This is a genomic window from Gallintestinimicrobium propionicum (assembly GCF_025567525.1).
Lineage (GTDB): Bacteria > Bacillota > Clostridia > Lachnospirales > Lachnospiraceae > Gallintestinimicrobium > Gallintestinimicrobium propionicum.
The window spans coordinates 48969-74281 of record NZ_JAOQJY010000017.1 but is presented as its reverse complement, the minus strand read 5'-3'; the positions used below and the strand labels follow the sequence as shown (position 1 = coordinate 74281).

Genomic DNA, 25313 nt, shown 5'->3' with positions numbered 1-25313 from the left:
CCTTGTGTATACCCATCCATCTACGGTAGCGAACCTCCCATGTCTACCAGGATCATCAGTCTATGCCGAGTCCTAACTTCTCTCGTCCCGCCTGTCCATAACCAGGGTGTCAGCTCAGCTCCTAAACAGGGTCACGCCCTCTGGAAAATATTCCTGCCGACTACTGGCTCATTCTTTGTTTGTTGTATTACTGACTTCTTTCCTGCAACAGCACTTTTCGGTGGACGTTTTCCTGTTACATTTCATTTCTTTGTTGTTTCCAGCTCCTATATCTTTGAATTACATTTAATTATTTTCTAATTCTGCAGTATCTGTATCTAGAAAATATCTGCAATTTGGGTTTTCTTCATAAATTGAAACGTATCGTGATAAATTTGTTTTTACAACATTACGATGAAATGCACACCCAGCTTTATTCTTTTTAAATCCATTTTCTGTTTCAAAATTCAAATAGCAATATCCACAAAGCTTTTTAATCGGACAATTAGAACAGTCTTCTAAAGCAACCTCATTATATTCTTTCATAATTTTTAAAACTGCTTTTCCGTCAATCCCTTGTTCAACATTTCCTATAGAATTATGTCCATTAACTCTTTCACATATATCAAATATTCCTGATGAATTAACACATATTTTCTGTCCCGGAATACATGCTCCACTGCTCTTAATACAATGTCCTTGAATTTCATCAATTCTCCGCCTAACTATTACAGACATTGGTCCCCCACCTGCTATAGCTGACAAATACGAACTTATTTCTTTATCTGCTACTTTCTTTTCATGAAATTTACGCATTAAATTTTTTATTCTATCATCATATTTTTGATTATCGGTATCTGAAAATTGATCATAATAATTTGTTTCATTATCGGAAACTTTATTCACAAATATGGCTCTAGGAATGTTATATGTTTTTTCCAACTCTTCGTAAAATTCTTCAACTTTTTCAATATCTGTTTTAGGATCAAAAACGCAAACCGCATTTACCCTTGTACGAAAATAATAAGGATATGCTTCACTCAGCTTTTTAATATTATTTGCAATTTGTTCAAAGCTTCCACTTCCATCAATTTTAACTCTTAACCGATCATGTTCTTTTTGTGGACCATCAATACTTATAGCTAAACCAATTTCGTTTTCTGCTAGGAATTTTATATTCGCATCATTCAGTAACAATCCATTTGTTGTAAGCATATAATAAACATTTTCTTTATAAAATTGGTTAATATATCTCACAGCGTACTTAATTGTTTTCATATTCATAAGAGGTTCACCACCATAAAAAGTGATTCCTATTTTCTTTCTTGGATTACGTCTTAATTGAGGTGAAATCAGCTCAAAAAAGTAATCAATAGCACGTTTAGCAGTTTCCTCTGTCATATACTTACAACTTTTATCTTTTGTCAAATGATATGCGTCTGAATAAATGCAATATTTACATCTTAAATTACAATCATCTGTTACTGATAAAATCAATTGTCTTGCTAAATTACTACCGATAAAGTCAACAATTTCCTCTTCTCCTGGATATTTCACGCGAATATCACACTCTTCCAAAAAGGCTCCAGTTTGATCCAACAAGTAGGATAAATAATGCACTTTACTTTCGTGTACATCACCATCTTTTAGTATATCTTCTGTCTTATTACCTTCTAGCAATTGTTTCAAAATTTTTTCATCTTCCTTACTCCATGGTAAAATAAGGCCTGTGGAATCATCATATAAATATTCGTTTCCTTTTTTTGATTTAAATGTCAGTGTCATTCGTTTTTTCATTTTTATTCTCCTTATCTAAGTTAATTATTTTATCAAATCGAATTCCATCTATATAATCATGCGAAACTATAATACATGTACTTTCTTTAAATTTTTCATGAATCATTTTATATAAATCATCAGTCTTTTTTGAATCTAAATTTGATGTAGCTTCATCAAATATCAATATTTTAGATTTCTTCATTATCGCCCTAGCAATTGCTATCATTTGTCTTTGTCCTCCTGATAGTAACATCCCATTTTCCCCTACATTACTTTCAAGATTTAATTGACCTTTTCTAAAGGCTTCAGCCAAGCCACTATCCTTTAATGCCTCAACTAACTCATAATCAGTAAAGTTATCCACACTATATAAAATATTTTCTTTAACTGTTCCTGAAAATAAAAAAATATTTTGAGATACTATACTAATTTGATTACGAATACTGGCTTTTCTGTAATTCTTTATATCTTTATTGTCAATATATATGTATCCTGTATAATTTGTATATAATCCCATGATTAATTTAAGTAACGTAGTTTTTCCGCTTCCATTTCTCCCTTTAATAAGTACTTTACTTTTCCCAGGAATCTTTACAGACAACTTATTTATTATCATTTTACTGTCTTCTTCGTATTTAAAGGACATATTTTCAAAGACTATTTGTCCATTACTTATATTCAGATATGGAAGATCGTTCTCTACCTCTATCTTTTCTGAGAAATACTGTACTAGTCTTTTCAAAGAAGCTATAGCTGGCTGAATACTGATTAGTGATGAAGCCAACGCTTGAACAGGTGCTAATAGTTTTGGCAAATATCCTGAAAAAGCAAAATAATCTCCCATTGTCATATTGTTTTTTGAAATGTGAATAGCTGATATAACTAGTACAAGGACAGAAATAATATTGCAAATCAACATTATTGATTCCGATGTAAGATTAAGCAATACGCTCTGTTTTGTTGATAATTTACTTATTCGCTCATTCAAATTATTTATTTTCTGCGACTCTGTTTTTTCTTTATTGGAAATTTTTACCTGTTCAATTCCTGAAAGAACTTGCTGTATTGTTCCATTTGCAGTGGCTACTTCCTCCATATTCTTTCCGACTATATATCTGGTTTTATTCATCATCATTTTTATTAGAAGAAAATAAATCGGCAAAAACAGATAAATGCATATAGTAAAACTAGTATTTATAGAAAATAAAAAGACCGATGCAATCACGAATTCTATAATACTTAAACCCAGTTTACATGTAGTACTTGAAAAAAGTGGTTTTATCGAATTGATCTCATTAGTTCTTGCCAATATATATCCCTTTTCCTTATTTCCAAAAAATGAAAGCGGATAATACATCAATTTATTATAAATTTCTTTTTTAATATCAAGATTCACTGTTTCACTCAGTAATGTAAAAATATATGATAGTAAAAAATTTCCCATAGAGTATAAAAAATATACAGCAACAGCCATACTTGATAATATCAGAATATACTCTATTCTCCCCTCTGGAATACCAACGTCAACAATCAATTTCATGATATAGGGTCCCAAACTAGAAACCAATGATATGACTATTGATAGCACAAGGCTAATTATTATTTTCCCTTTATGCCTTTTCATGTGCTTCCCTACAAATTTTAAAGCACTCATGATCATATCTCTCCTTTCGTCTAAACAATTTATTTGTTTGTTAAACATATTTTACAAAAAATGGATTTTAATACAAGACAAAATGCATGATATACCATTTTTGTGATTGAATGACAAAGTTTTATCTTACTTCATTCCCAATTTTAATCAAACATGCAATACAATTTTAAAGATAATACAATATTTCATCATTCTATATATTTATTTATATCTTGACACATTTTTATTAACCGTATATAATTATATATATACAGATATTTCGCAAAGGAGGTGAACACAAAATGGACTTTACCATACTAATAAGCAATTCTTCCGAACTTCCAATTTACATGCAAATTGTGGAACAGATTCGTGAGCAAATTGTTTTAGAGAAAATCCCTTCCAATACTCCTCTTCCTTCTATTCGCCAATTATCAAAAGATTTAGACATTAGCGTTATTACAGTAACTAATGCTTATAATAAGTTACAAATAGAAGGCTTCATTACTTCTTTACCTGGAAAAGGGTTCATAACATGTAGCAGGGAAAATAAAGAAATACAGTATTATTACAAAAATAATATTTACCAATATCTCAGATTGGCTATTCGCAATGCACAATATATTGATATAGAATATAATGAACTAATAGAGGACTTTTCTAAAATATACAATAACGAATTACAAACAAAAAAGGAGGAATAATATGTGTATTTTAAAACTAAATAATGTATCAAAAACATTTAATAACTTCTATTTAGATAATATAAACTTCGAATTGCCTAAAGGTTACATTATAGGATATATAGGTCCTAATGGTTCTGGAAAAACAACTACCATAAAACTAATCACCGATCAATATTTACCGGATTCTGGCACTATATATATTAATGGAAAAAAGCTTTCTGATTCAGAAAAGGATTATAGAAACTCAATCGGTTATATTGCTGATGATTTTTATTTTCCAGATTTCTTTAAAATCCATACAATAAAGAAAATACTTAAAGACTTCTATCCGACTTTTGACCCATTATCGTTTGATGAGTATATTAGTTTGTGGAAATTACCATGTAACCAGAACGTAGGCACCTTCTCTAAAGGTATGAAAGTCCGCCTGATGTTTGCTTGCGTTTTAAGCAGAAAACCAGAAATTCTTATTTTAGATGAAGCCACAAATGGTTTAGATCCTGTTGTTAGAACAGAAATTTTACAAATATTAAAGGACTATATAAAAGATGGCGAACACAGTGTCTTATTTTCCACCCATATTTTATCAGAATTAGATAACATAGCTGATTATATATATATGATTTTAGATGGGAAATGCACATTAATGGGGACAAATGATGAACTACTTGATAATTTCATTCTTATCACCGGTTCAATTCAACACCAAGATTTTTTCAAAAAAAAATGTGTTAGTTTCATACAAAAAGACAATTATTTGGAAGGACTAGTTCGCTCTGATAATATAGATTTTCTTCCAAATAACCTGTCTTTTAAAAGACCTACACTTGAACAAATATTATTATATCACTCAAAGGAGGATACATATTGTGAATAAATTAATCAAATTGGACTATCGACTTATTTCATCACAAATTATTATAATATTATGTGCAATACTTTTCTCAGTGTATTTAGGAGTTTTTAAAGCAATGCCAACTTTTTCAATAGGAATACTTTTTATGATGACTTTTATTTTTTCAACAGTTCCTTTTAACGTTTCCTCATATTATAAATCCTGTTTTTATAATATGCTTCCTGTTTCTACAAAGAAAAAGGTGTTAGCACGCTACTGTTATCTTTTTATAAATATATTCCTTTCGACATTACTAAGTTTCATTATTTTTTATTATGCGGGCCGAAAATATTCTATAGATGATTCAATGGGCTATTATAAAATAATATTTATTATTGCCATTACATGTCTTTCATTATGTAGTGTTCAGTATGTCATATACTATAAAATAGAAAACATTCGTAATCAACAATTTGCTGTTTGGTTTAGGCTTATACCTGCTTTTGCGCTTATGTTTTTTGTGAATATTTTTAGTGAAAGGGCTTCTCACTTTTTATATTTTAATTACTTTCATCTTTTAATATTAACTGGTATTTCAATTTTTATTTTATCAATATGTATAGCTCTGTCTTTTTATATTAATGCACACAAAAAAAATTAACGGAGGAAAAACCTATGTGTAATAATTCAAAAAACACTACTAAAGAATCCTCAAATAATACCAACGAGGAAAATACCTCTAGTAGTAAGTTTGAAAATAATCTTGACGATGAAATTGATTCAGAAACCTTAATTCCTATCATGCAGCTTCTTTTATAAATTAGCTGTGCTAAACCTTAAATAGACTATTCTGTTTCTCATACGTAAATAGTAGATAGTCCGTACCTACTCAATAGTAACCTTTCTGTAAATAAAAATGCCGGTACAGGTTTTACTATCACCTGTACCGACATTTTCTGTCTAGTTTATAAATTTAACTACATAATAATTTATTCTTTCCTTCTGCTCAAAATGCAGATAATGTCCCCCCTTTAACATTACCAATCTATTTTCCTGATTATCGCTCAACACACTTCTATGCAGTTTCTCCCATTCTGGAAAAATTTCACAATTATCTTCTGAAACAAAATTTAGCACTGGAACTTCTTCTGGAAATTTCATATCTTGTACTATCTCCAGATTCTTTTCTACCTGCTTTAATTCATTCATTACAGTCTTATTATAAGAGTTATCAAGGGAAAGTATCCGAAAAACTTCTAAGTCTTCCTGTGAATAAGAATAATTCTGGTCTGCATAGATAGCCTTTTCCGGATTTCCAATTGAAAATATCCGGCTAATTCCCAACACATTTTTTGTTTTACTTAAATAGGCCATCAGAAGATTTAATTTTGTTGTATCAAAGGGTTCATTCTCATTTTGCTTTGGTACAGAAGAATCTATCCCTATAAAACCACGAACTTCCTCTGGATAAGTATTAGCATAATACAGGGAATACAATCCGCTAATAGAATGAGCCATCAGATAATATCGGTGAACTCCAATCTCCTCTAAACAGGCATGTAATTCCTCTACGATATTCTCTATGCTTCTCTCTGTATCTGCGGGATCAGACAGTCCATAGCCAAAAGGCTCCACTGTAATCACTTTATATGTCTTTCCTAATTTCTCAGCTAACGGTCTAAACTCTAATACCGGAGAAGGAGATCCCAGTCCTGGGAGTAACACAATAACGGGGGATTCTTCTGCTTGCAAACCAGCAATTTCCACAGTCATCTTTTTCCCATTGACTTTAACTGCATTGCCATAAGCTGCTTGTATCTTTGGTATTTCTCTCTTTTTACAAAAATAGTTCCATGTGATCCCCATGCAGCATAGAATCAGAATTACAATAGCCAACCACTTTATTATTTTAAATATTTTCCTTCTCATAATTTTAGAAACTAATTTCACCTCCCGTTACTTTTACTGTTTTAGATCCACTATTGGTTACATAGAATCTATAATATCCACTAGACGGTATTGTAAATGATGTTTTATGAGAAGTTCCTGAACCGCTATACTTTTGAGTTCTACTTCCATTCTGATTGATATACCCCATCTTTACAGAGGAAGATACATTCAAGTTTACCCGAAAAGTAACAGTAGTACCTCCACTCACATAAAACATAGAGCCATTGGAGTCATAAAAGGATACCGTTTTCCCACTTTCAATACTAATTTGCTGTAGTACCATTCTATCCTCTATCTGATCTTTATATAAATCTTCTCTACAAATACTATAAGTTGTTATATTTCTTACATTATCGGCTGCTGAAACTGGCATAGCAACCAAGCAAATAAGCCCTAACATTCCAAAAAATATTCTTGTTTTTTTCATCTTTCACTTTCCCCTTTCTACAGTCAATATTCCTTGCGAAATCGTCACTCTGTCACTAGATACATTTTTTAAATATACACCATATTGTCCTGATTTAGGAATATCCAGGATTATCTTATTTTCTGTTTCTGATATAACCTTCTCATCTATCACCTCTCCATTAAAAATATATCCAATCTCCAATGTTCTTGCTTTACCTCTCTCATCACTATCAGACTGTATGAAATCTAATATAAAAGTATCCCCTGTTTTCATATTCCAAGTATCTCCATCAAAATCTATAAGAACAATCATGGTTCCGTTATCCAAATAACACTCTGGCACTGATCCGTTACGCTCTGTTTTTAATTCCATAATATATTTTGCAATAGGAATTCCATCTTTATATAAATTTTCTGGTAAAATGATGTCCGTTTCCACTTCCATTTGTATAGCTCCGCTGTTTTCCTTTTCATATAAAGCAAGTCCGTTCTGATTTTCTAAAACCACTTCCTCATTATTTTTGATTTCACCTGCAGATTTTAAAACTTCATGTGCCCCAACAGTGATTCCTCCAATTCCCATTGCCGCTGCCAAAACAGCTATATATCTCCTGCGATTTCTTTTGGCTTTGGTGTGACCTATCTCAAGAAAAACAATTTCTTTTATTCGCTTCTCACTTTCAATATTTTTATGTTGCATTTCATTTTCAAATAGCTCACAGGAATTATCAAACATTTCACTTATTTTAAACTTCACTGGCATCATATCCCTCCTCCAGAAGAATCCTTTTCAGAGTTTCTCTTCCTCTCCGCAGACGGGTCTTTACTGTTTGAGGATTCATTTTTAATGTTTCTGCAATCTCTTCTATTTTTTTATACCGATAATAATACATAATAAAAATTTTTCTATCCGTCTCTCTTAATTTCTCCAATGTTCTTCCAATGATCAACTGTTGCTCTTTCTGTAAAATCAAGTGCTCTACATCACCATCAATCAAAAGAATATCATCATTAAGTTCCAGAATTTCTCCACGATAAGCTCTTAACCAATCTTTCGCCTTATTTCTTGCAATCATTCCCAGATACGATTTGACACTGCTGTACTTTTTATAATTAATCCTTTCTGCTGTCAGCCATAGGGAAATAAAAGTATCTGCAACCACCTCCTCTATATCTTCCTTGGTACCTTTTTTATGCAGTAATTCCCAGACGATATATGTGATATAGGAACTATATAAATCAATGATTTTTCCCAATGCCCATTCATCTTTCCTCTTCAGTTTTCTCATTAAAATAATTTCATCCATTGTCCAAATCCCATCTGTCTGTTTTTTATCAATACGGAAAGGATTGGAGTTTGGTTTCGTTCTATTTCAAAATATTGAATAAAAAAAAGAATATCGCTTTTGCAACATTCTTTTCTTATTCTCTATATCACCGATTATAAGTGTCCTACTATTCTTTTTTAATATAATTAAATGTCTTTAATTTCATTTACTACGTTTTTCCATCAAAACATAAAAATAAGATTGTAATTTCCCACTTTGGCTATTTTAATTTGTATTTTTTTCAAAAAACAACATAATTTTTACTATGAATTGTTTTTCCTCATTTATGCACTTTAGTGTACCATTATATTTTTCAACTGCATCTTTTACACTCGGAAGTCCCCAACCATGAAATTCTCTATTTTTCTTTGTTGTTGAAGGAAAATGTGCAAATGACTCTTTATTTTCTTCACACGCATTAGAAACCTTTATAAGTAAAAAGTGATTAATCCGGCGTATAGTCAACGAAATATTTCCAGGTATTTTCAATTTTTCAGAAGCTTCAATCGCATTATCCAATAAGTTTGCCAATATTGTGCACATATCATGTGGTTTAATATTGGTATTCTGCGGGAATTCCACATTCACATTACAGGTAATTCCTTTTTCCTTCATTTTTCCCAATTTACTATTAATCACTACGTCAACAACGTCTATTCCTGTCCAAGTAGTTTTCGATAATTGCATTATTGGGCGACTTATTTCTGTAATATAATTCTTTGCCTCCAACGTTTTTTCTTCATCTAAAAGCTGATATAATACATTCAAATGGTTATTTAAATCATGGTATAGCTTTGCATTACCTGTATAAATTTCATTAATAGTTTTATAATTTTCTTCGAGCAGTTCATTTCGCATTTCTGCAAAATCTAATTTCATTTTTTCTTCTTTGCTTTCTATTACAAAATAAACTGTAAAAAAAAGTAATGACCAAAGAGCTATAAATACAAACCACACACCTGCCATTGTATAATTAAATGCCTTAAATGTTTGATTAACTAAGTATACAAATCCCAAAAATCCCGCACAGGATATAATTAAAATTGTATATACATAGTTCTTCTTCAATGAAAAAGAATATAAATATTTCTTTATCATAAAATACAGCAGTATCCATAAAAACTTTATAACACAAATCATTACTACACGTAAAATTCCTCTTGTAGAAACTAGCGCGGTAAATGTATCATAGCCACCATAAAAAATCGATACAAGAGTAAAAATCAAAAAGTCGAAACAGCTTAAACATAATACATAAAAACTTGCGATTGAAAATAGTTCTATATACTTTCTCCTGTAGATAATTTTAGCGGTAATACTCATATATAATACAAATAATATAATCGTAAAATAAGAAAATATTGATACATGATTGCAAATTTGTATTAATACAGTTCCTATTATTGCTAATTCTCTATCTAATATAAAGTTTTGCTTTCCTCGTTGCTTATATAACAAAATACTATATATTTTATATAATACAAATACTTCAACAGAACTTGCTAAAATTTCAATTCCATTATATACAATATTCATATCTGTTCACTCCAGAAGTCACTTAACTTCGTTTTTATTTGTTCCAGTTTTGCCTGGCTTGCTGGCAAACGAATTCCATTCTTCAGTTCTACAATTCCATCTTTTATTCCCATAATATGGGCTAGATTAACAATATCCCCACGATCAACATATACAAAATCATCAGATCGAAATTCTTTAAACACCTGTGTAAGACTCTTTCTTACCTTGGTCACTGAATTATCTAATAATGTTATTACAGAATTTTTTCCTTCTCTTTGAATATACAAAATCTTATGATAAGGTATTTTTTCTACTCTAGTTGGTGTTTTTATTGCATAAAATTCATCTGTCTGTATCTTTATCATATTGATAGCATCCTTCAACGCCTGTGGTAACCTAGAGCCTATTGAGTTTTTGGGTATATATCTAAAGATTGACAATTCAAATGCATCTACGGCATATTTTAAATGTGATGTAATAAATATGATTAGCACTTCCGGTAAATACCTTTTAACATATGCAGCTAAATTCATACCGTCTATATTAGGCATTTCAATGTCACTAAGGATTAGATCATAATATTTCCCTTCCTGAATATCATATTGTAAATTCTCACTCTGAGTATAAACCGTTATGTCTGCAAATTCGTTACTCTTTTTTAAAAATTCCATTACTTTTTTCTTTAATATTTCTACTGTTTTTTCGTTATCATCACATATAGCAATGTAAATCATGATACGCCTCCTTATGAGCAATCACTTTATTATAGCAGATTCTAGTGATTTGTTAAATCATAAATGTATAAAAAATTCCTCTCCTTAAATCATGGAAAAACATTTCTTTTTCATTTATTACCAATTCATACATGTCTTTTGTTACTGCGCATTTATAATAATAAATCCCTGTTTCATGTTGCTTTACTTTTGTTATAATATCTGCTACTACCTCATCTATTTTCATTTCTTGATGCGGAGATGCTGGCCACTTTTTTATCATAGATCGTACCTGAGTTTTATTCAATTTTACCTTTTTTGCAAAGTAAAATTTTTGGGGGAATTTTAACTCTCTTGTAGTTCCTAACTCTTTTAAAACAAGGTCAAAAACATCTTTCCCTTCTTCATACGGAAATCCCATTTCTAAATAAGCCTGTATATGCAAAATTGAAGTTTCTAAATACTTAATATTTTCTGTGTTTTGATAGTATTGATACAACTGAAAAACAGCATCAATAAATGTATCTTTTACGGATATATCTTTATATTGTACACTTCCTGCTGCTAATTTAATTGCTTCAATATATACTCCATTCTCTCTTATCTGCATTTCTATTCCTCCCTATATACTTCATTTAGCATAAAAGATGCCGGAATATCAACACTCTGGCATCTTTTATTTATATACATGTATTAACTTTACCTTATTTCAGACATTCCGGTAATTTAGGCTGATATGAAAGACAAACAGATGCACAATTTGCTCCCCATATTGCACAAGCTTCTATACACATAGCAAGAAATTTCATAGTCCTATAACTCCTTTCTTTGTATACAATAAAAATTTAGGTTTATCAGTAATCAGCATAAATACTGCTACCAAACAAATACTTAATACCATCATACCCATGATCTCTTTATCTACTACTGATAAAAATAATGCAGCAAAGACATTTATGTTCAAAATATTCCTAGCCATAATCTTACACCGACTTTTTTTATTTTCACCAATAGGCTGATTTTCATTAACCACCGGTGCATGGATAGCAATATAGTAACTACTTAATACTAGCAAAATCAACCATATTTCTAATGGAAGCTTTGTATAAATTATATTGTTAAAAAGTAATAAAAATAAATACGAAATGTTACTAATCAAAAAGCATCTAAAATATGTAACTGCATGATATCCACCCGTAAATACTCTCAATGGTGCAAACACCAATAGGAATATTACACCTAATTTAAATTCGTGTAATAAACCTGACACAATCAATATTGAACTTATTCCAATCATTGTTGACAAAATAATTTCTATGCCATAAGTATAAACAGCTTCTTTTCTCCTTTCCGAGCCATCTGCTATTCTTTTTGCAAGTTTACTGGACACTTTATTTAACACTTTTAATCCCTCCCTATGTCATGAATTATAGCAAAACCTTTTGCTTTTTTCTTATTATGTCCATAAATTCAGGGATTTTTGTCCATGAATTCTTTTTCGTCTTCTCCAGCGCATAACAAAAGGCACTAATCAGTGCCTTTTTCTGTATCATTCTTATATTTTTTTAAATCCTCTACCTTATCTAATCTTTCCCATGGTAAATCTAAATCTAATCTTCCAAAATGTCCATATGCTGACACCTGCTTATATATAGGCTGTCTTAAATCAAGCATTTTTATAATACCAGTAGGACTCAAGTCAAAATTATCTCTTATAATATGAATTAACATATCCTCTGGCAATTCACCTGTTCCAAATGTATTAATTCCTATTGAGATTGGCTTTGCTACACCAATTGCATATGAAAGTTGAATTTCACATTTATGTGCCAAATCTGCCGCTACAATATTTTTAGCAATATAACGAGCTGCATATGCTGCTGACCTATCTACTTTTGTACAATCCTTTCCAGAAAAAGCTCCGCCGCCATGATGAGCATATCCTCCATATGTGTCCACAATAATTTTCCGCCCTGTTAAACCACTATCACCATGCGGTCCACCAATTACAAAACGTCCCGTAGGATTTACGTAAAATTTGGTTTCAGAATCTACCATTCTCTGAGGTAAAACACAATCGAAGACATAATGTTTAATGTCTTTTTGTATCTGTTCCTGAGATATTTCAGGATCGTGCTGTGTAGACAAAACCACCGCTTCTAATCGTACAGGTTTCCCTTGCTCATTATACTCTACTGTAACCTGCGTTTTCCCATCTGGTCTAAGATAAGCAAGAGTTCCATTTTTGCGGACTTTCGCAAGCTGTCTAGCTAATTTATGAGCCAACGAAATAGCATACGGCATAAATTCATCTGTTTCATTCGTTGCATAACCGAACATCATCCCCTGATCACCGGCACCTAACATACTTTTTGCATTTTCGCACTCATTCTGCTCTTTTACTTCTAATGCTTCATTTACCCCCTGTGCAATATCCTTAGACTGCTCATCAATACATGTAATAACTCCACAGGTATCAGCATCAAATCCATATTTTCCCCTTGTGTATCCAATGTTACGAAGGGTTTCTCTAACAATCTGAGGAATATCAATATATGCTTGCGTTGTTATCTCCCCCATAACTAATACTAATCCTGTAGTTATACTGGTTTCGCAGGCAACACGACTCATTGGATCTTTTTCAATCAGTGCATCTAATATCGCATCGGAAATTGCATCACAAATTTTATCTGGATGTCCCTCGGTAACTGATTCTGATGTAAATAATATCTTTTCCATATTTTTCCTCCCTATTGTGATAACCATGAAAAAATCCCTAAAACGCCAAACATAATTATACCTCTAATAGCATCTTCTAATGTGGTAGCTACTTTGTCTTTTTTTATATTTGTTTTATTGAATAATGTAACAACTGCATAATATCCATCACTTTTTACTATTGGAATGAAATTCACCAGCACATTAGAAATCACCAAATAACAATACGGTAGCTGTTTTGGAAAAAATAATAGTACAAGCAATACATAAATACAATTCATAAAATTTCCAGCCAGATAAATTGCAATCCTTTTGTATTTAGAAACCATATAGCTATATGAAGTATCTACATAAAATGCAGGCCAAATAAACATAAATTTAAACCCTATTTTGACTCGACTTTTAGGATAAAATTTTTTCAAAAATAATACATGTCCAAGTTCATGAATAAATATATTTATTATTAAAACTAAAGTTGCTGGAAGAAAATTTACATCTATAATAGAATACGTTGTAGTTCTAAAATATAAATATAATGTCAGAAGAATCATGAAAATCATTCCCATCATATATAGTATATTATCTTTATCATTTTTTACGAACTCCAGTTTTTCCTTTCCGAACAGTGAATCAAATGTTGCATTATCCAATTTAAAGAAATTATTATTTTTTTCTACAATCGTAAAATCTCTTTTACTGTCCTGAGCTATGGTATATTCTTCATATTTAAATATTTTCAAAATATCCTTCTTCCTTCAGCAATCTTAAAAACCAATCATCTTTAAATAAAAATCCACATAGCTCACACGGAGAAGTCAAACTCTGCGGATATTCTATATTCTTTTTCTTTAATAATTCCAAAAATGGTGTAAAACCTTCTGTATAGATTTTATGTAAAACCTTATTATAATCTATAGACTGAATGATTGCACTCAAGCTCTCTTCATGTAAATTTCCCATTAATAAAAGCGTATTTTCTACGACTTGTGAGCAACATGGATATACTTCTAACTTTGCATTAATCAATAATGTTCGATCTAAAAGTCCAATACAGCGCGCTTCATGTTTCTTCAAATCAATAACTTTTATAAACTGGGAATCAGAAAATATCTCTGCTGATCCGGTATTAATAACTGGTTGATATGCATAATTTGTCTTAAAGGCATGTTCCCCCATCTCATTGATAATATCACCTGGCTGAATACCATCTTTTAAGAAGCAACCAACAATTTCCGTACTTACCTCTAAATCATTTGCAATATCTACAATATTTAAGATATTCTGCAAATCAATAAATTCCTTATGAAATTGATCATAACTAAAGGAAATCATTTTTATCTTAGATTTATTTCTTTCAATAAAATTTCTTGCCTTATTGATGTCCTTTCCCCAGAATCCATTAGTTTTAATTGTAATTCCAACTTTTCTACCATAATCAAAATTAATTATATGCTCTACCAAATCAGGATATAGCATAGGTTCACCGCCAGTCACACCAATGAGATCTATAGACGGACATTCCTTAATATTTTTTAGAATCAAATCTAATTCCTCTATTGTAAGAGTTTTACCTCTTACAAGCCCTCTTGAGTCACAACACATTTTACATCTTGCATTACAATTTTCAGTTAATAAAATTCCACATCCTTTAAATTCCATTTTTTTCCCATCTCCTTCTAAAAATAAAAATTATACATAATACAGTAGCAAATAATGCTATTGAATATAAAATATTTTCTTGAATCATCAAATAATCGCTATTTCGTGTATTAAAGTACTGGTTAAACTTTATGAAAACAGGATTTGAAGCGTCATACCTAACCAAAAAGCTCAATTTGGGGTTAGCAATCGAAGCCACCATTGAAAATAACCAAAAAGCAAAATTTACTACATAGGCTCCAATAACACTTTTAAACAAAAATCCCCACATACTTGCCAATAATATTTCATAAATAATTGCACTTTCGAAGTAGAACAAAGTTGCCAAAGTATAAGAGAAATCCTGATACACAATACTTATACCTATAACTCCACCAAAAACAATAATACTCATCCAAGCTAATATCACCACAATTTTTGTCAAAAAATAGCGAAGCCAATTGTATCCCATAAGTTTATAAAATAGGATATTTTTATTTTTGTAATCTGATACAAAAGACTGAATAATCAATACTGGAAAAATAAGCATTCCAAACTGTGTGATTACCGTATAAATGCTAACGTATAGCTCACTAATTGTCGGATTGGAAATCTTATCCAGACTTACAAGTAGTACATATCCTAGAACAAAACAGATTGCTACAGTAAGTAAATAAAATAAAAAAAAGTGATTTTTTATATTTTTTCTTATTTCCATATTATTCCCCCCTTATATACATAGCTACAATCTCGTCTTTAGAAGCAATTTCTGTAATTTCCAGATTGTTAATATAATAGTATTTCCCTTCCATATATTCTAAATCAGATAAATTATGTGTAATATTGATAATAACCGCTTCATGAGTTTTCTTATATTCCATAAGGAATTCATACAAATCTATAGAACTATTTTTATCCAAAGCATTTGTAAATTCATCTAATATAATCACTTTAGGGTCTGCTGATAAAAACGCCAATAATTTTATTTTTTGCTTCTGACCATCACTCATCTTCTTGATTTGCAAGTTTTTAGATACTTTATTTAATTTTAACAGGTCATATAAACCCATAATTTTCTGTGCTTCAAATTTCTTTTTTAATAATTTTATCACATCATCAAGAGTAAACTCTGCCGGAATATTACTACTGCTTCCAATAAGAATTGCCTCCTGATTTTCTTCAATTTTTCCCTCAAATTCTAACATTCCTACACATGTTTTAGCAAAACTTGATTTTCCAGCGCCATTGCTTCCTAAAATATGGTTTATATATTTCTTATCAAATGAAATGTTTACATTTTCAAGTAGCTTTTTTTTCCCTACTTTCAAACTATAATTAATCAGTTTCATTGCAGTATCCTTTCCAAATAGGTGTTTATAAAATATATGAAGCATTCTATAAACACCTATTTCTCATAAAATATGATAAGTCTACAAATCTCTCGTCTTTTTATATTTAGTGTCCTTTACTACCAACGACAGCTTTAAGGGTAGCGACAATGAAGTACCACATGCTGTTAATATTTTCCAGTTTTAAGGCCTCCATTTTCTGATCCATAACCTCTTTTTTTGTTTCGTTATTTTCTTTAAATTCATTAATTTTCATCTCTAATTCCTCCATTTTAAATCAATTTTTTTATTAGTGTCCCTTACTACCAACAACTGCCTTAAGAGTTGCAACAATGAAATACCACATACTATTGATATTTTCCAGCTTTAAGGCTTCCATCTTTTTCTCCATAACTTCCTTTTTATTTTCATTGTTTTCTTTAAAATCGTTAATTTTCATTTTTATACCCAACCTTTCTTCTTTTCACTAACTATTTTTTACACTTTACAGTGTTTTCAAAATTTCTATTCCCTTTTGCTTAATATATTTTTGTGGGACTTCTTGTTTTCTCTGAAACCATTGATGTATTTCTTACCTCCCTGTGTTTATTCCTAATCCATATGTATTAGATGTTTTGTAGTATAGCACTCAATACAAATAATAGTTATTTTTGTCCACCAAATATTATTTTTATGACCACAAAAAATGCCGCTACAGGTTTATCACCCGTAACGGCATTTTCCTTTATTTTATTCCGCTTTTTCTTCATTACCGGATTTTAAATATGTCATGACCTCTTCCACTGTTTTTCCGGAAGCAAGTAAGGCGCTAAAGATTTCATCTTTCTGTTTATCTTCAATCTTCTTCCTAAGTTCTTTTGCTTTCAAACGCAGTTCTTTTAATTCTGCCTCTGTTGTTTTAATCTCCTGCTCTGTCTTCATAAGCATTTCTTCAAGAGAAAGATTTTCTACTTTTTTACGTCTTGGCATACTGTTTCCTCCCATGCTGATATTTCCTTCATTCTACCATTATTGTTCCAAAAATACCAGTCTTTTTATGAATCGCTCCTATCTCCCTCTTCGCTGCTGTTTCTGGCTTTTGGCATATTCCATCTTTTTATTGTATTCGTCCATGATTGCACTTTCCAGATCTGCCTTAAATTCTGCATTGACTGCATGGGCAATATCCTCCCTCTCTCCTTTTGCAGAATTTTTCTGAGGCATACCTACAAAAGTTTTTCCGTTCCATGCCTGGATCACATGAAGCTGCTGGATTGCCAATACGTCCTGCAGACGAATGGCTACATCTGCCTTAAATGTATCGCTTCCCTGTACCGGATTTACACTCAGATTGTAATACAGCTCTTCCTCTCCCCAACAGCCCTTACAGTCTGTTTTCGTTTCTGTCATATTCTCATAGGCTTCCCTTACGGTATCCAACACTTCCTTTTGAAATTCCTTATCCGTAAACCGGAAAAAAGGAACATACTCCCCTGTTTCATAATCTCTGTAACGGGGCATATCGAGATACAGATTTCCTTTCGAGGACTCTTTAATTGCAAGGCTTTTCACACAGAAGGCCTCATCAAAGGTAATGGTAGCAAATCCTTTCAGGTTATTGATTTTTCCTTCTTCCTGTTTCAATTCCGGTTTATATACTCTGATATTATATTCCATATTGTGATCTCCTTTTCTACTCTATTTTTCGTTACCGAACTGCTGTCTGGCATGGAAGATTTTTAGTTTCCTCCTGCACTTCCACACACTCCTCCTGGTCCTTGATTTCCAGTTCTGCATCAATCTCCATCTGCCGGGTAATATTCTCTTTTAAAAGCTCCTCATACGGGAAGGGCTTTTCATATTCCTGCTTTGCATTTTTTATCTCATTTTCGCAGGTCTTAATTTCTTTTTGAACCTCCTCCACTGCTTTATCAAGGGCATTCAAGCGGTTTTCTATACGAACCATGTTGCCGGAGTCACTGCTTTTTAACTCCACACTATACTCCTTCTCTCCCTGAAGGAACAAGCTCGGCCCCAGCATATCATTCTGAACAGATACCTGAAACCCCTTATACATACCGACTTCGTACCTGGTAAAAGCCGTCACTCCTTCTATAATCCCACGCAGAACTTCGCCTGCTTCTTTGTGTTTCTCATAAACTTTTCCCTGCAGCGTGATTGCAAACCCCGGTTGTACTTCCATAGCCTGGTTCCTGCGCTCCAAATCCTTTTGAAGTAATTGCAGTTCTCCCTTCAGACTTTCTATCCTTTTCGGATACTGGAAAGTGACCGCATCTTGCAGGGCAAACCTTTTCCCTTCATGTGCAGCTTTTAAAATTCTCAGACGTGCTACTTCATTATCTACTTGTATTTTTTCCATGATCAGGGGATTTTCAGAAGCTACCGCTTTAATCTCTGCAAAGTTTAGTACGGTTTCATCTATATCCTCACAGATCCTTGCCAGTTCCCGGCTGGTAAATACCTGGCTGATAAACCGCTGTTTTGTTTCTACAATGCCCCATAAATAAGCATCAAAAGAACCCTTTGTTACATAGCGGTAAATATTGACTTCCTCATTTTCATTCCCCTGGCGGATAATACGCCCTTCCCGCTGTTCAATATCAGAGGGTTTCCAGGGACAGTCGATATGATGAGCCGCCACCATTCTGGTCTGGATATTGGTTCCTACCCCCAGTTTTTCGGTACTTCCTATAATAATCCGTTTCCTTCCGGCTCTGACATCGGAAAACATGCGGTCCCTCTGTTCATCTGTTTTTGCATCATGGATAAAGCAGATTTCTTCCTCTGGAACACCTCTGGTAATCAGTTCCTGTTTTAAATAATCATAGACGGTAAATGCTTTTCCAGGTCCGGGTGTCCCAATATCCGAAAAGACAATCTGGGTTCCTTTCTGTTCCTGGGACTGTACATATTCCTGGTAAATGTTTTCTACTGCTTTATTCAGTTTGGAATCCGAATCTACCGAAGCATAACTGTCCAAAAGCCGGGAATCTGTACCCAAGAGCCTTGCTTCCCCGGTAATCCGGAGCATATTGTCGTCCTTTGGATCTACCACACCTCTATGGATTGCTTCTGCCCTTTCCACCATTTCCTGCATACGTTCTTTGACATAATCAGAGGCTTCCGATACTATAACCTTATATTTTCCGTCCTTTAATTCTGGCCGCTTAATATCCAGCATATCAGGCAGAATGATGTCTGCCACTTCTTTAAACAGGTGTATCAGTTCCGGCAGATTGATAAACTTATTAAACCTGGTCCGCATCCGGTAACCGGTACCCTCCGGTGCCAATTCCAGGGAACTGGTAACTTCCCCAAACACAGAAGCCCATGCATCAAAATGGTAAATCCCCTTTTCGTGAAGCCGCCTTTCCTGCAGATATAACTGCATCACATAAAGTTCCACCATAGAATTTGACAAAGGGGTTCCCGTTGCCATAATGACGCCCCTTCCCTGATTTTTTTCGTTGATATACTGGATTTTCATTCGCATATCCATAGCCCTCTGGGAACCGCTGGAACCCAGGCCCGCAACATTGTTCATTTTCGTAAAAACTTCCAAGTTCTTGAACAGGTGTGCTTCGTCTACAAATAAGGCGTCTACGCCCGTTTCTTCAAAGTACATCACATCATCTTTGATTTCTTCATTGTTCAGTTCTTCGATTTTCTCTAGCAGTTTTTTCTTTCTGCTTTCCATCTGCTTTATGGACCAGTTCTTTCCCTCTTCTTCCCTTGCCCGGTTAATGGCTTCTACCAGTTGCTCTGCCTGCTCTTCCATCATGGCTCTTTGCCGGTCAGGGGAAATGGCAATTCGTTGGAACTGAGTATGGCCAATAATAATACAGTCATAATCCCCTGTTGCCATTCTGGCAATCATACGCCTGCGGTTTTCCTTCTGAAAATCTTCTTTTCTGGTAATCAGGATCTTCGCATCTGGGTAGGCGCGCAAAAATTCTGCTCCCATCTGGAAGGTCAGGTGGTTCGGAACGGTAAGAAGGGGTTTCGTTGCCAGCCCCAGCCTCCTCATCTCCATACAGATGCAGATCATTTCCAGAGATTTACCAGCGCCTACCGTATGGGCAAGCAAGGTATTTCCTCCACACAGCAATGCCCTTGCCACAGCATTTTTCTGATAAGGACGCAGCTTTAGCAGAGGGTTCAGTCCCGGCAGTTTTAAATAAGAGCCATCATAGCTTCGTTGTCTGTCGCAGTTAAAGGTTTCATTGTAAAAATCCACATATTTTTTTCTGCGCTCCGGCTCCTTAAAAATCCAGTCCCGGAAGGCTTCTTTTATCTGCTCCGCCTTATCCCTGGCAAGCATGGTTTCCTTCCGATTGATCACATAACGTATTTTTTCCCCTTCCTGCACCCGATCCCTTATGGTCACAATCCGGCTGTTTAACAGTTCCTCTATAATGCTGATCGCATCCATAAATCTTGTGCCATAGGTTTGTCTGGTACGAATGGTTCCTCCAAAAAAGTTTCCCCTGTCAATATGGTAAGACATATCTGCATCTAAGCGCTCAATCTTGAGGGCATGGCCACTATGAGCGCAATAGTTTCTCTGGTTGCTCTCCGGGATTTCCAAAAGCTCATAGATAAACTGTTCGTAATCCTCATTTTCAATCCAGGTTGTTCCCAGTTTTACACTGATCTCAGGCGCTGTCAGTTCTTTTGGCTGTACCTTTTCCAGTGCTTCCACGTTGTCTACAAACAAGGGATTATTCTGCGCATAAATCCTAGCAGTACGGAGCTTCTGCCGCACATTGCCGCTTAAATACTCATCTGCGGTTTCCCACCCTGCATTGGGATCTTCTTCTTTTGCCAGTACCGGGTTCTGGTAGATTAACCCTTTTAATTCCTGGAGCATTTCTTTCCTGTTTCCCGGATAAAGAGAGAGCATATAGGGAATATCCACCCGGTTATATTCTGACAGACTGATATGCAATGCTTCCTGGGCATTTTCCACTTTGTCTATCACATCTCTGGGGCGTATGGTCCTTTTGTAAAAAATATCAGCTTTGGTTACATTTTTGTCCTCGTCAACCACTTCCAGGGAAGAAAGCAGGGGATAATCATTGTCCTGCCGGAACGCCATTTTATTTGTCCGGTCACAGAAATATCCATGCGTTTTCACAAAGGCATCATACAAACGGTTTAACTGTTCCTGTGCCTTTTTCAGTTCCTGGTCAGAACAATTTTCCTGCTGTATCTGTAAAATTTCACGCACCAGAAGGCGGATCTTATGCATGGCACGTATCCGACGCTTCACACTTTCCTTTACCTGGCTCCGGTATAAAGACTCCCCTTCCCGGTAATATACTTCGTCCTGTATCACCGTAAACGTATAATTAGGTATCTCTGGAGAAGCAGCTAAGACGTCCTGCTCTTCCTTCTTTTTTTCTGCTATGCTTTCTTCATAACAGTTTTTAGGAAGCTCTCCAACTGCGTCCAAAATTCCTTTTTCCAGGTCAAAGTCTTCCGCTTCATTGACCAGGGCTGTATATTTGGAATCTTTCCCGAAAAACTGTTCAAACCAGACCATTTTCCCAAGCATCATTTCCGGGTGTTCCAGATAATACTCATTCACCGGCACCATGTCTTCTGTAAGCCCTGTATAAGTCCAGATCGGCTCCCCAATCGAAGGCTCTGCTTTTTTCTGAAAAAACAAAAGGTCACTGGTAACTGCGGTATTGGCGCTCTTTCCAAAAGAATCTGCCGGAAGCCGGACTGCCCCTAAAAGGTCTGCCTGTTCTGCCAGATTTTTTCTCACAGTGCTGTCATTTTTATCCAACGTTCCTTTTGAAGTTACCACTGCCAAAATGCCTCCTGGCCGAAGGAGGTCCAGGCTTTTCCGGATAAAATAATCATGGACTTTCAGCTTCATCTTTTTATATCGGGGATCATACAAGCGGAAGTCCCCAAAAGGCACGTTTCCCACAATCACATCAAAGCTGTTATCCTCAAATTCCGTTTTTTCAAATCCTTTGATCTGGATACTGGCTGAAGGGTGGAGCTTTTGTGCAATCCTTCCGCTTATGGCATCAATCTCCACACCATAAAGCTGGGATTTTTGCATATTTTCCGGAAGACCATGAAAAAAGTTTCCAATCCCCATAGCCGGTTCCAGAATTTTTCCCTTCTGGAATCCAAACTGCTCCAGGGCTTTATAAACACCCCGCACGACTTCCGGCGGCGTATAAAAAGAACTGTTGACACTGGCCCTTGCCTGGGCGTATTCTTCTGCGGTCAACAGTTCCTTCAATTCCTGATATTCTTTTTTCCACTCCGGGCGTTTACTGTTAAAAGCATTTGGCAACCCGCCCCACCCTACATACCCCGCAAGAATTTCCTGTTCTTCTTTTGTGGCATTTCTCTCTTCCTGCTCCAGTGTTTTTAAGATACGGATCGCCCGGATATTTTTCTGATACCGGCTTTTATCCCCACCGGTAAACTGAAGCCACCCTTCTGGGTAATAATAATCTCCGGCTTCTACCTTACCTTCTGTCTGGACAGAGGTTCTTCCTTCCTGCCAAAGCTCTTCTTTTTTAAGAATTTCGCTATATTCTTCCCATAATGCAGGAAACCAGGGAAGCAGACGGTACATATTCTCCTGCTGCTCTAAGGTTTCTGAATCTTCGGTATAGGCAATCTGGTCCTCCTCTGCCAGATGTGCAGTAAGCCCGCCAAACTGATCCCAGGAAAGTTCCTGCAGAAAATCTTGGCTTTCCGGCAGGGTGATCTTAATCCCATTTTCCTGAATACAAAGCTCATAGCTTCCATGTTCTGTCCGCACCAGATAATAAGGCTGGCCTTCCGGTACTTCCCGAAGCAAAAGCATCTTCAAAAAATGGTCTTTTTCTTCCGGTAGCTGATTGGTCGTATAGACCAGACAGAGCATTTTCTTTAAAATATCCGCCTGGATATTCTGTTTATAAAAGGCTATGCCAATCTCTTCTAATGGGATTGGTTCCTTTTCCTCAATCACTTCCTGCACTTTCTCTGGCTGTAAGGTTTCTTCCTCTGTTTCTTCCCCATTTTCTAAGGCTTCCTCCGATACAGATAACAAAGGAAGATAGGTCCCTTTTTCAATCCGTTTCCCAATTTCCAAAGAAACTTCGTCCCAGTACCAGAACGCCTCCTTCATGGAAGTTCCCTCACTCCAAAGAATATAAAAACCACTGGAACCGCTTTCTGCGGTCAGGATACCGTCTTTTGTATGGGCTTCTCTTTTTACATCTCCATACAATTCATAAAGATAGGCTTCCCGGTCTGTTTCCTCTGGATTGTTCCGGTAAAACTCATAAATTTTATATGGTATCTCCTGCCCTGTCATTTCCAGAAGGATTTTCTCTTTCTGCCAGTTTTCCGGCTGTGCAGGTTCTATCTCCCCAGACAGAAAAGGAACCGCCGAAGCAGTTCCTTTCTCTGTATCCTCTTCTGTTTTTTCCTGTTTTATCCGATCCTGGGGTGAATGATCTCCTCCATAACCTGTTTCTGCGCTTCCATGTCCGCCTGTATCCGAAGGTTGGTCATTTCCAACGTATTGTAAGGGTCGGTCCTGTCCTCTCTGGTCCAGGTCTTCAGAAGACTTTCTGCCAGTTTCTCGTGGTATTCCTCCGCTTCTGTCTGGATTTTCATAAGCCGCTCCATCAGTTTCCCGGACAGGAGCATCATTTCGTATTGTGCCTGGTCCGTTCTCTTCATTTCCTGTGCTGCGATCCTGCCGTAACGGTTCAGGGACGCCAGTATCTTCTCCTCGCTCATCACGCCCTCTAAGACTGGTATCTGTACGCCATTCATTTCCCTGTACTGGATTCCTGCGATCCCTTCCATAATACTGCCTCCTTTCAAGGTCTATGTTCTTCATGGTCCTTGCAATCTGTAACACAATCCGCCCAGATAAATGGGATACTAACCGTCCTGTCCGGTACAGAACCTCCTCATTCTCTGAAAAACCGCAGATAAAAGAAAAATCCAGGGTGTCATCTCGGATACCGCAGCGGCTTTCCACCGCATAACAGACACTGTTTACAAGAAACTCTGTAATCTGGTTTTCTTTTACCTCCTGTCCCTCTCCGGTAAGGACAGCCAGCTTCTGCAAGGATTTTAAAATTTCATATTCCTCTTCTATCATAAACCAAACATTTGTTCTTGTAAAGGCGTCTAAAGAATTTTTAAACTTTTTTTCCTGTTCGTAGATTTCCGGGAACAGCTCCCTTGCCAGCAGTCTGCGGTTTGTCCCATTCACCTGCCAGTTCCAGGGCCGGATTCCCTGTCCCTTTACATCTTGAATATCATAAACATGGGTAACTCCTTCCCCGAAAATTTTGGAAGGAAATACTGCAATTCCTTTACTTCCTCTGGCAACCGGCAAATCCATTTCCAGCCAGGCATCATATCCTGCAAGAACGGACGCATCTGGGCGCTGGGCATATACCATACAGGTATTTAAGAAGTCCAACTGATACAAGCGCCCCATGCAGAAAAGAAAATTTTTCCAGGAATCCTCCGACTCTGAAATCCAGTGTATGGTTTCCTCATACAGTTCCCGTACTTTTGTGATATGCTTCATCTGCTGTTCCTTCTTTCTTTTACAGGTACCAGTTCTTTTGCAGAAATATCACGATAGGAAAAATCATCTGCCCCCAGCACGATTTTTTCTGCATAATAATCTGCTTCTGCTTTTGCAGTTGCCTCCAGTTCATTCCTGCCCCGGTATCTTACTTTTTTCTCCAGGACTTCTGTTATGGTCACTTCATATTCTTTTTCGTCCATG

General features: G+C 35.0%; 25 protein-coding genes. 4 read left to right on the top strand and 21 right to left on the bottom strand.

Annotated elements, in window-relative coordinates:
- Positions 1-285 precede the first annotated feature (285 nt).
- Together OCV62_RS12780 and OCV62_RS12775 are read right to left on the bottom strand one after the other, a co-directional pair.
- Positions 286-1776, bottom strand: a complete 1491-nt coding sequence (locus OCV62_RS12780) for a radical SAM protein (protein WP_055056087.1) — start codon at positions 1774-1776, stop codon at positions 286-288.
- On the bottom strand, positions 1748-3412 hold the full coding sequence (locus OCV62_RS12775; RefSeq protein ID WP_055056088.1) for an ABC transporter ATP-binding protein: 1665 nt from the start codon (positions 3410-3412) through the stop codon (positions 1748-1750). The genes OCV62_RS12780 and OCV62_RS12775 overlap by 29 nt, the downstream gene beginning before the upstream one ends.
- Positions 3413-3693: 281 nt before the next feature.
- On the opposite strand from OCV62_RS12775, the gene OCV62_RS12770 reads away from it, so the two are divergent.
- From OCV62_RS12770 to OCV62_RS12755, 4 genes are read left to right on the top strand one after another with little or no spacing between them, the layout of a single operon-like run.
- Positions 3694-4095 (top strand): GntR family transcriptional regulator, encoded by a 402-nt coding sequence (locus OCV62_RS12770; RefSeq protein ID WP_055056089.1) that lies wholly within the window; start codon positions 3694-3696, stop codon positions 4093-4095.
- 1 nt (position 4096) lies between these two features.
- The gene (locus tag OCV62_RS12765; RefSeq protein ID WP_055056090.1) at positions 4097-4954 is read left to right on the top strand and encodes an ABC transporter ATP-binding protein; all 858 of its coding nucleotides are present in this window, start codon (positions 4097-4099) and stop codon (positions 4952-4954) included.
- Complete coding sequence (locus OCV62_RS12760) at positions 4947-5573, top strand: ABC-2 transporter permease (RefSeq protein ID WP_055056091.1); 627 nt, start codon at positions 4947-4949, stop codon at positions 5571-5573. The genes OCV62_RS12765 and OCV62_RS12760 overlap by 8 nt, the downstream gene beginning before the upstream one ends.
- 14 nt (positions 5574-5587) lie before the next feature.
- Entirely contained in the window at positions 5588-5731 is a 144-nt protein-coding gene (locus OCV62_RS12755; protein ID WP_155512668.1) for a hypothetical protein, read from the top strand.
- Positions 5732-5872: 141 nt separating this feature from the next.
- Here the strand turns inward: OCV62_RS12755 and OCV62_RS12750 are convergent, their stop codons facing one another.
- The 19 genes from OCV62_RS12750 to OCV62_RS12660 all read right to left on the bottom strand — a co-directional run bounded on the left by OCV62_RS12750 (position 5873) and on the right by OCV62_RS12660 (position 25312).
- Positions 5873-6841, bottom strand: a complete 969-nt coding sequence (locus OCV62_RS12750) for an alpha/beta hydrolase (protein WP_055056092.1) — start codon at positions 6839-6841, stop codon at positions 5873-5875.
- 4 nt (positions 6842-6845) lie between these two features.
- Complete coding sequence (locus OCV62_RS12745; protein ID WP_055056093.1) at positions 6846-7289, bottom strand: hypothetical protein; 444 nt, start codon at positions 7287-7289, stop codon at positions 6846-6848.
- A gap of 3 nt (positions 7290-7292) precedes the next feature.
- Complete coding sequence (locus OCV62_RS12740; protein WP_155512669.1) at positions 7293-8036, bottom strand: hypothetical protein; 744 nt, start codon at positions 8034-8036, stop codon at positions 7293-7295.
- Entirely contained in the window at positions 8017-8577 is a 561-nt protein-coding gene (locus OCV62_RS12735; protein ID WP_055056095.1) for an RNA polymerase sigma factor, read from the bottom strand. Before OCV62_RS12735 ends, OCV62_RS12740 begins: the two co-directional genes overlap by 20 nt.
- Positions 8578-8823: 246 nt before the next feature.
- Positions 8824-10134 carry a sensor histidine kinase gene (locus tag OCV62_RS12730; protein WP_055056096.1) on the bottom strand — a complete coding sequence of 437 codons (1311 nt, stop codon included), beginning with the start codon at positions 10132-10134 and terminating at the stop codon, positions 8824-8826.
- Positions 10131-10850: a LytR/AlgR family response regulator transcription factor gene (locus OCV62_RS12725; RefSeq protein ID WP_055056097.1), complete on the bottom strand. Its 720-nt coding sequence runs from the start codon at positions 10848-10850 to the stop codon at positions 10131-10133. The genes OCV62_RS12730 and OCV62_RS12725 overlap by 4 nt, the downstream gene beginning before the upstream one ends.
- Positions 10851-10902: 52 nt before the next feature.
- Entirely contained in the window at positions 10903-11439 is a 537-nt protein-coding gene (locus OCV62_RS12720; protein WP_055056098.1) for a hypothetical protein, read from the bottom strand.
- A 195-nt stretch (positions 11440-11634) separates the two neighbouring features.
- Complete coding sequence (locus tag OCV62_RS12715) at positions 11635-12231, bottom strand: accessory gene regulator ArgB-like protein (RefSeq protein WP_055056099.1); 597 nt, start codon at positions 12229-12231, stop codon at positions 11635-11637.
- Positions 12232-12356: 125 nt separating this feature from the next.
- On the bottom strand, positions 12357-13568 hold the full coding sequence (metK, locus tag OCV62_RS12710) for a methionine adenosyltransferase (RefSeq protein ID WP_055056100.1): 1212 nt from the start codon (positions 13566-13568) through the stop codon (positions 12357-12359).
- Between the two features lie 11 nt (positions 13569-13579).
- Positions 13580-14287 (bottom strand): zinc metalloprotease, encoded by a 708-nt coding sequence (locus tag OCV62_RS12705; protein ID WP_055056101.1) that lies wholly within the window; start codon positions 14285-14287, stop codon positions 13580-13582.
- Positions 14274-15206, bottom strand: a complete 933-nt coding sequence (locus OCV62_RS12700) for a radical SAM protein (RefSeq protein WP_055056102.1) — start codon at positions 15204-15206, stop codon at positions 14274-14276. The genes OCV62_RS12705 and OCV62_RS12700 overlap by 14 nt, the downstream gene beginning before the upstream one ends.
- Positions 15196-15903 (bottom strand): ABC transporter permease, encoded by a 708-nt coding sequence (locus OCV62_RS12695; protein ID WP_055056103.1) that lies wholly within the window; start codon positions 15901-15903, stop codon positions 15196-15198. Before OCV62_RS12695 ends, OCV62_RS12700 begins: the two co-directional genes overlap by 11 nt.
- A gap of 1 nt (position 15904) precedes the next feature.
- A complete protein-coding gene (locus OCV62_RS12690) occupies positions 15905-16534 on the bottom strand; it encodes an ATP-binding cassette domain-containing protein (protein ID WP_055221587.1) in 630 nt (209 codons plus the stop codon).
- 106 nt (positions 16535-16640) lie between these two features.
- Positions 16641-16790, bottom strand: a complete 150-nt coding sequence (locus tag OCV62_RS12685) for a hypothetical protein (protein WP_155512670.1) — start codon at positions 16788-16790, stop codon at positions 16641-16643.
- Positions 16791-16823: 33 nt separating this feature from the next.
- Positions 16824-16973 carry a hypothetical protein gene (locus OCV62_RS12680; RefSeq protein ID WP_155512671.1) on the bottom strand — a complete coding sequence of 50 codons (150 nt, stop codon included), beginning with the start codon at positions 16971-16973 and terminating at the stop codon, positions 16824-16826.
- 290 nt (positions 16974-17263) lie between these two features.
- Positions 17264-17518 (bottom strand): flagellar export protein FliJ, encoded by a 255-nt coding sequence (locus tag OCV62_RS12675; protein ID WP_227159868.1) that lies wholly within the window; start codon positions 17516-17518, stop codon positions 17264-17266.
- A gap of 63 nt (positions 17519-17581) precedes the next feature.
- Complete coding sequence (locus tag OCV62_RS12670) at positions 17582-18190, bottom strand: septation protein SpoVG family protein (RefSeq protein ID WP_055056105.1); 609 nt, start codon at positions 18188-18190, stop codon at positions 17582-17584.
- Between the two features lie 31 nt (positions 18191-18221).
- The gene (locus OCV62_RS12665) at positions 18222-25109 is read right to left on the bottom strand and encodes an N-6 DNA methylase (protein ID WP_055056106.1); all 6888 of its coding nucleotides are present in this window, start codon (positions 25107-25109) and stop codon (positions 18222-18224) included.
- A complete protein-coding gene (locus OCV62_RS12660) occupies positions 25106-25312 on the bottom strand; it encodes a DpnD/PcfM family protein (RefSeq protein ID WP_055056107.1) in 207 nt (68 codons plus the stop codon). The genes OCV62_RS12665 and OCV62_RS12660 overlap by 4 nt, the downstream gene beginning before the upstream one ends.
- Position 25313: the final 1 nt, after the last annotated feature.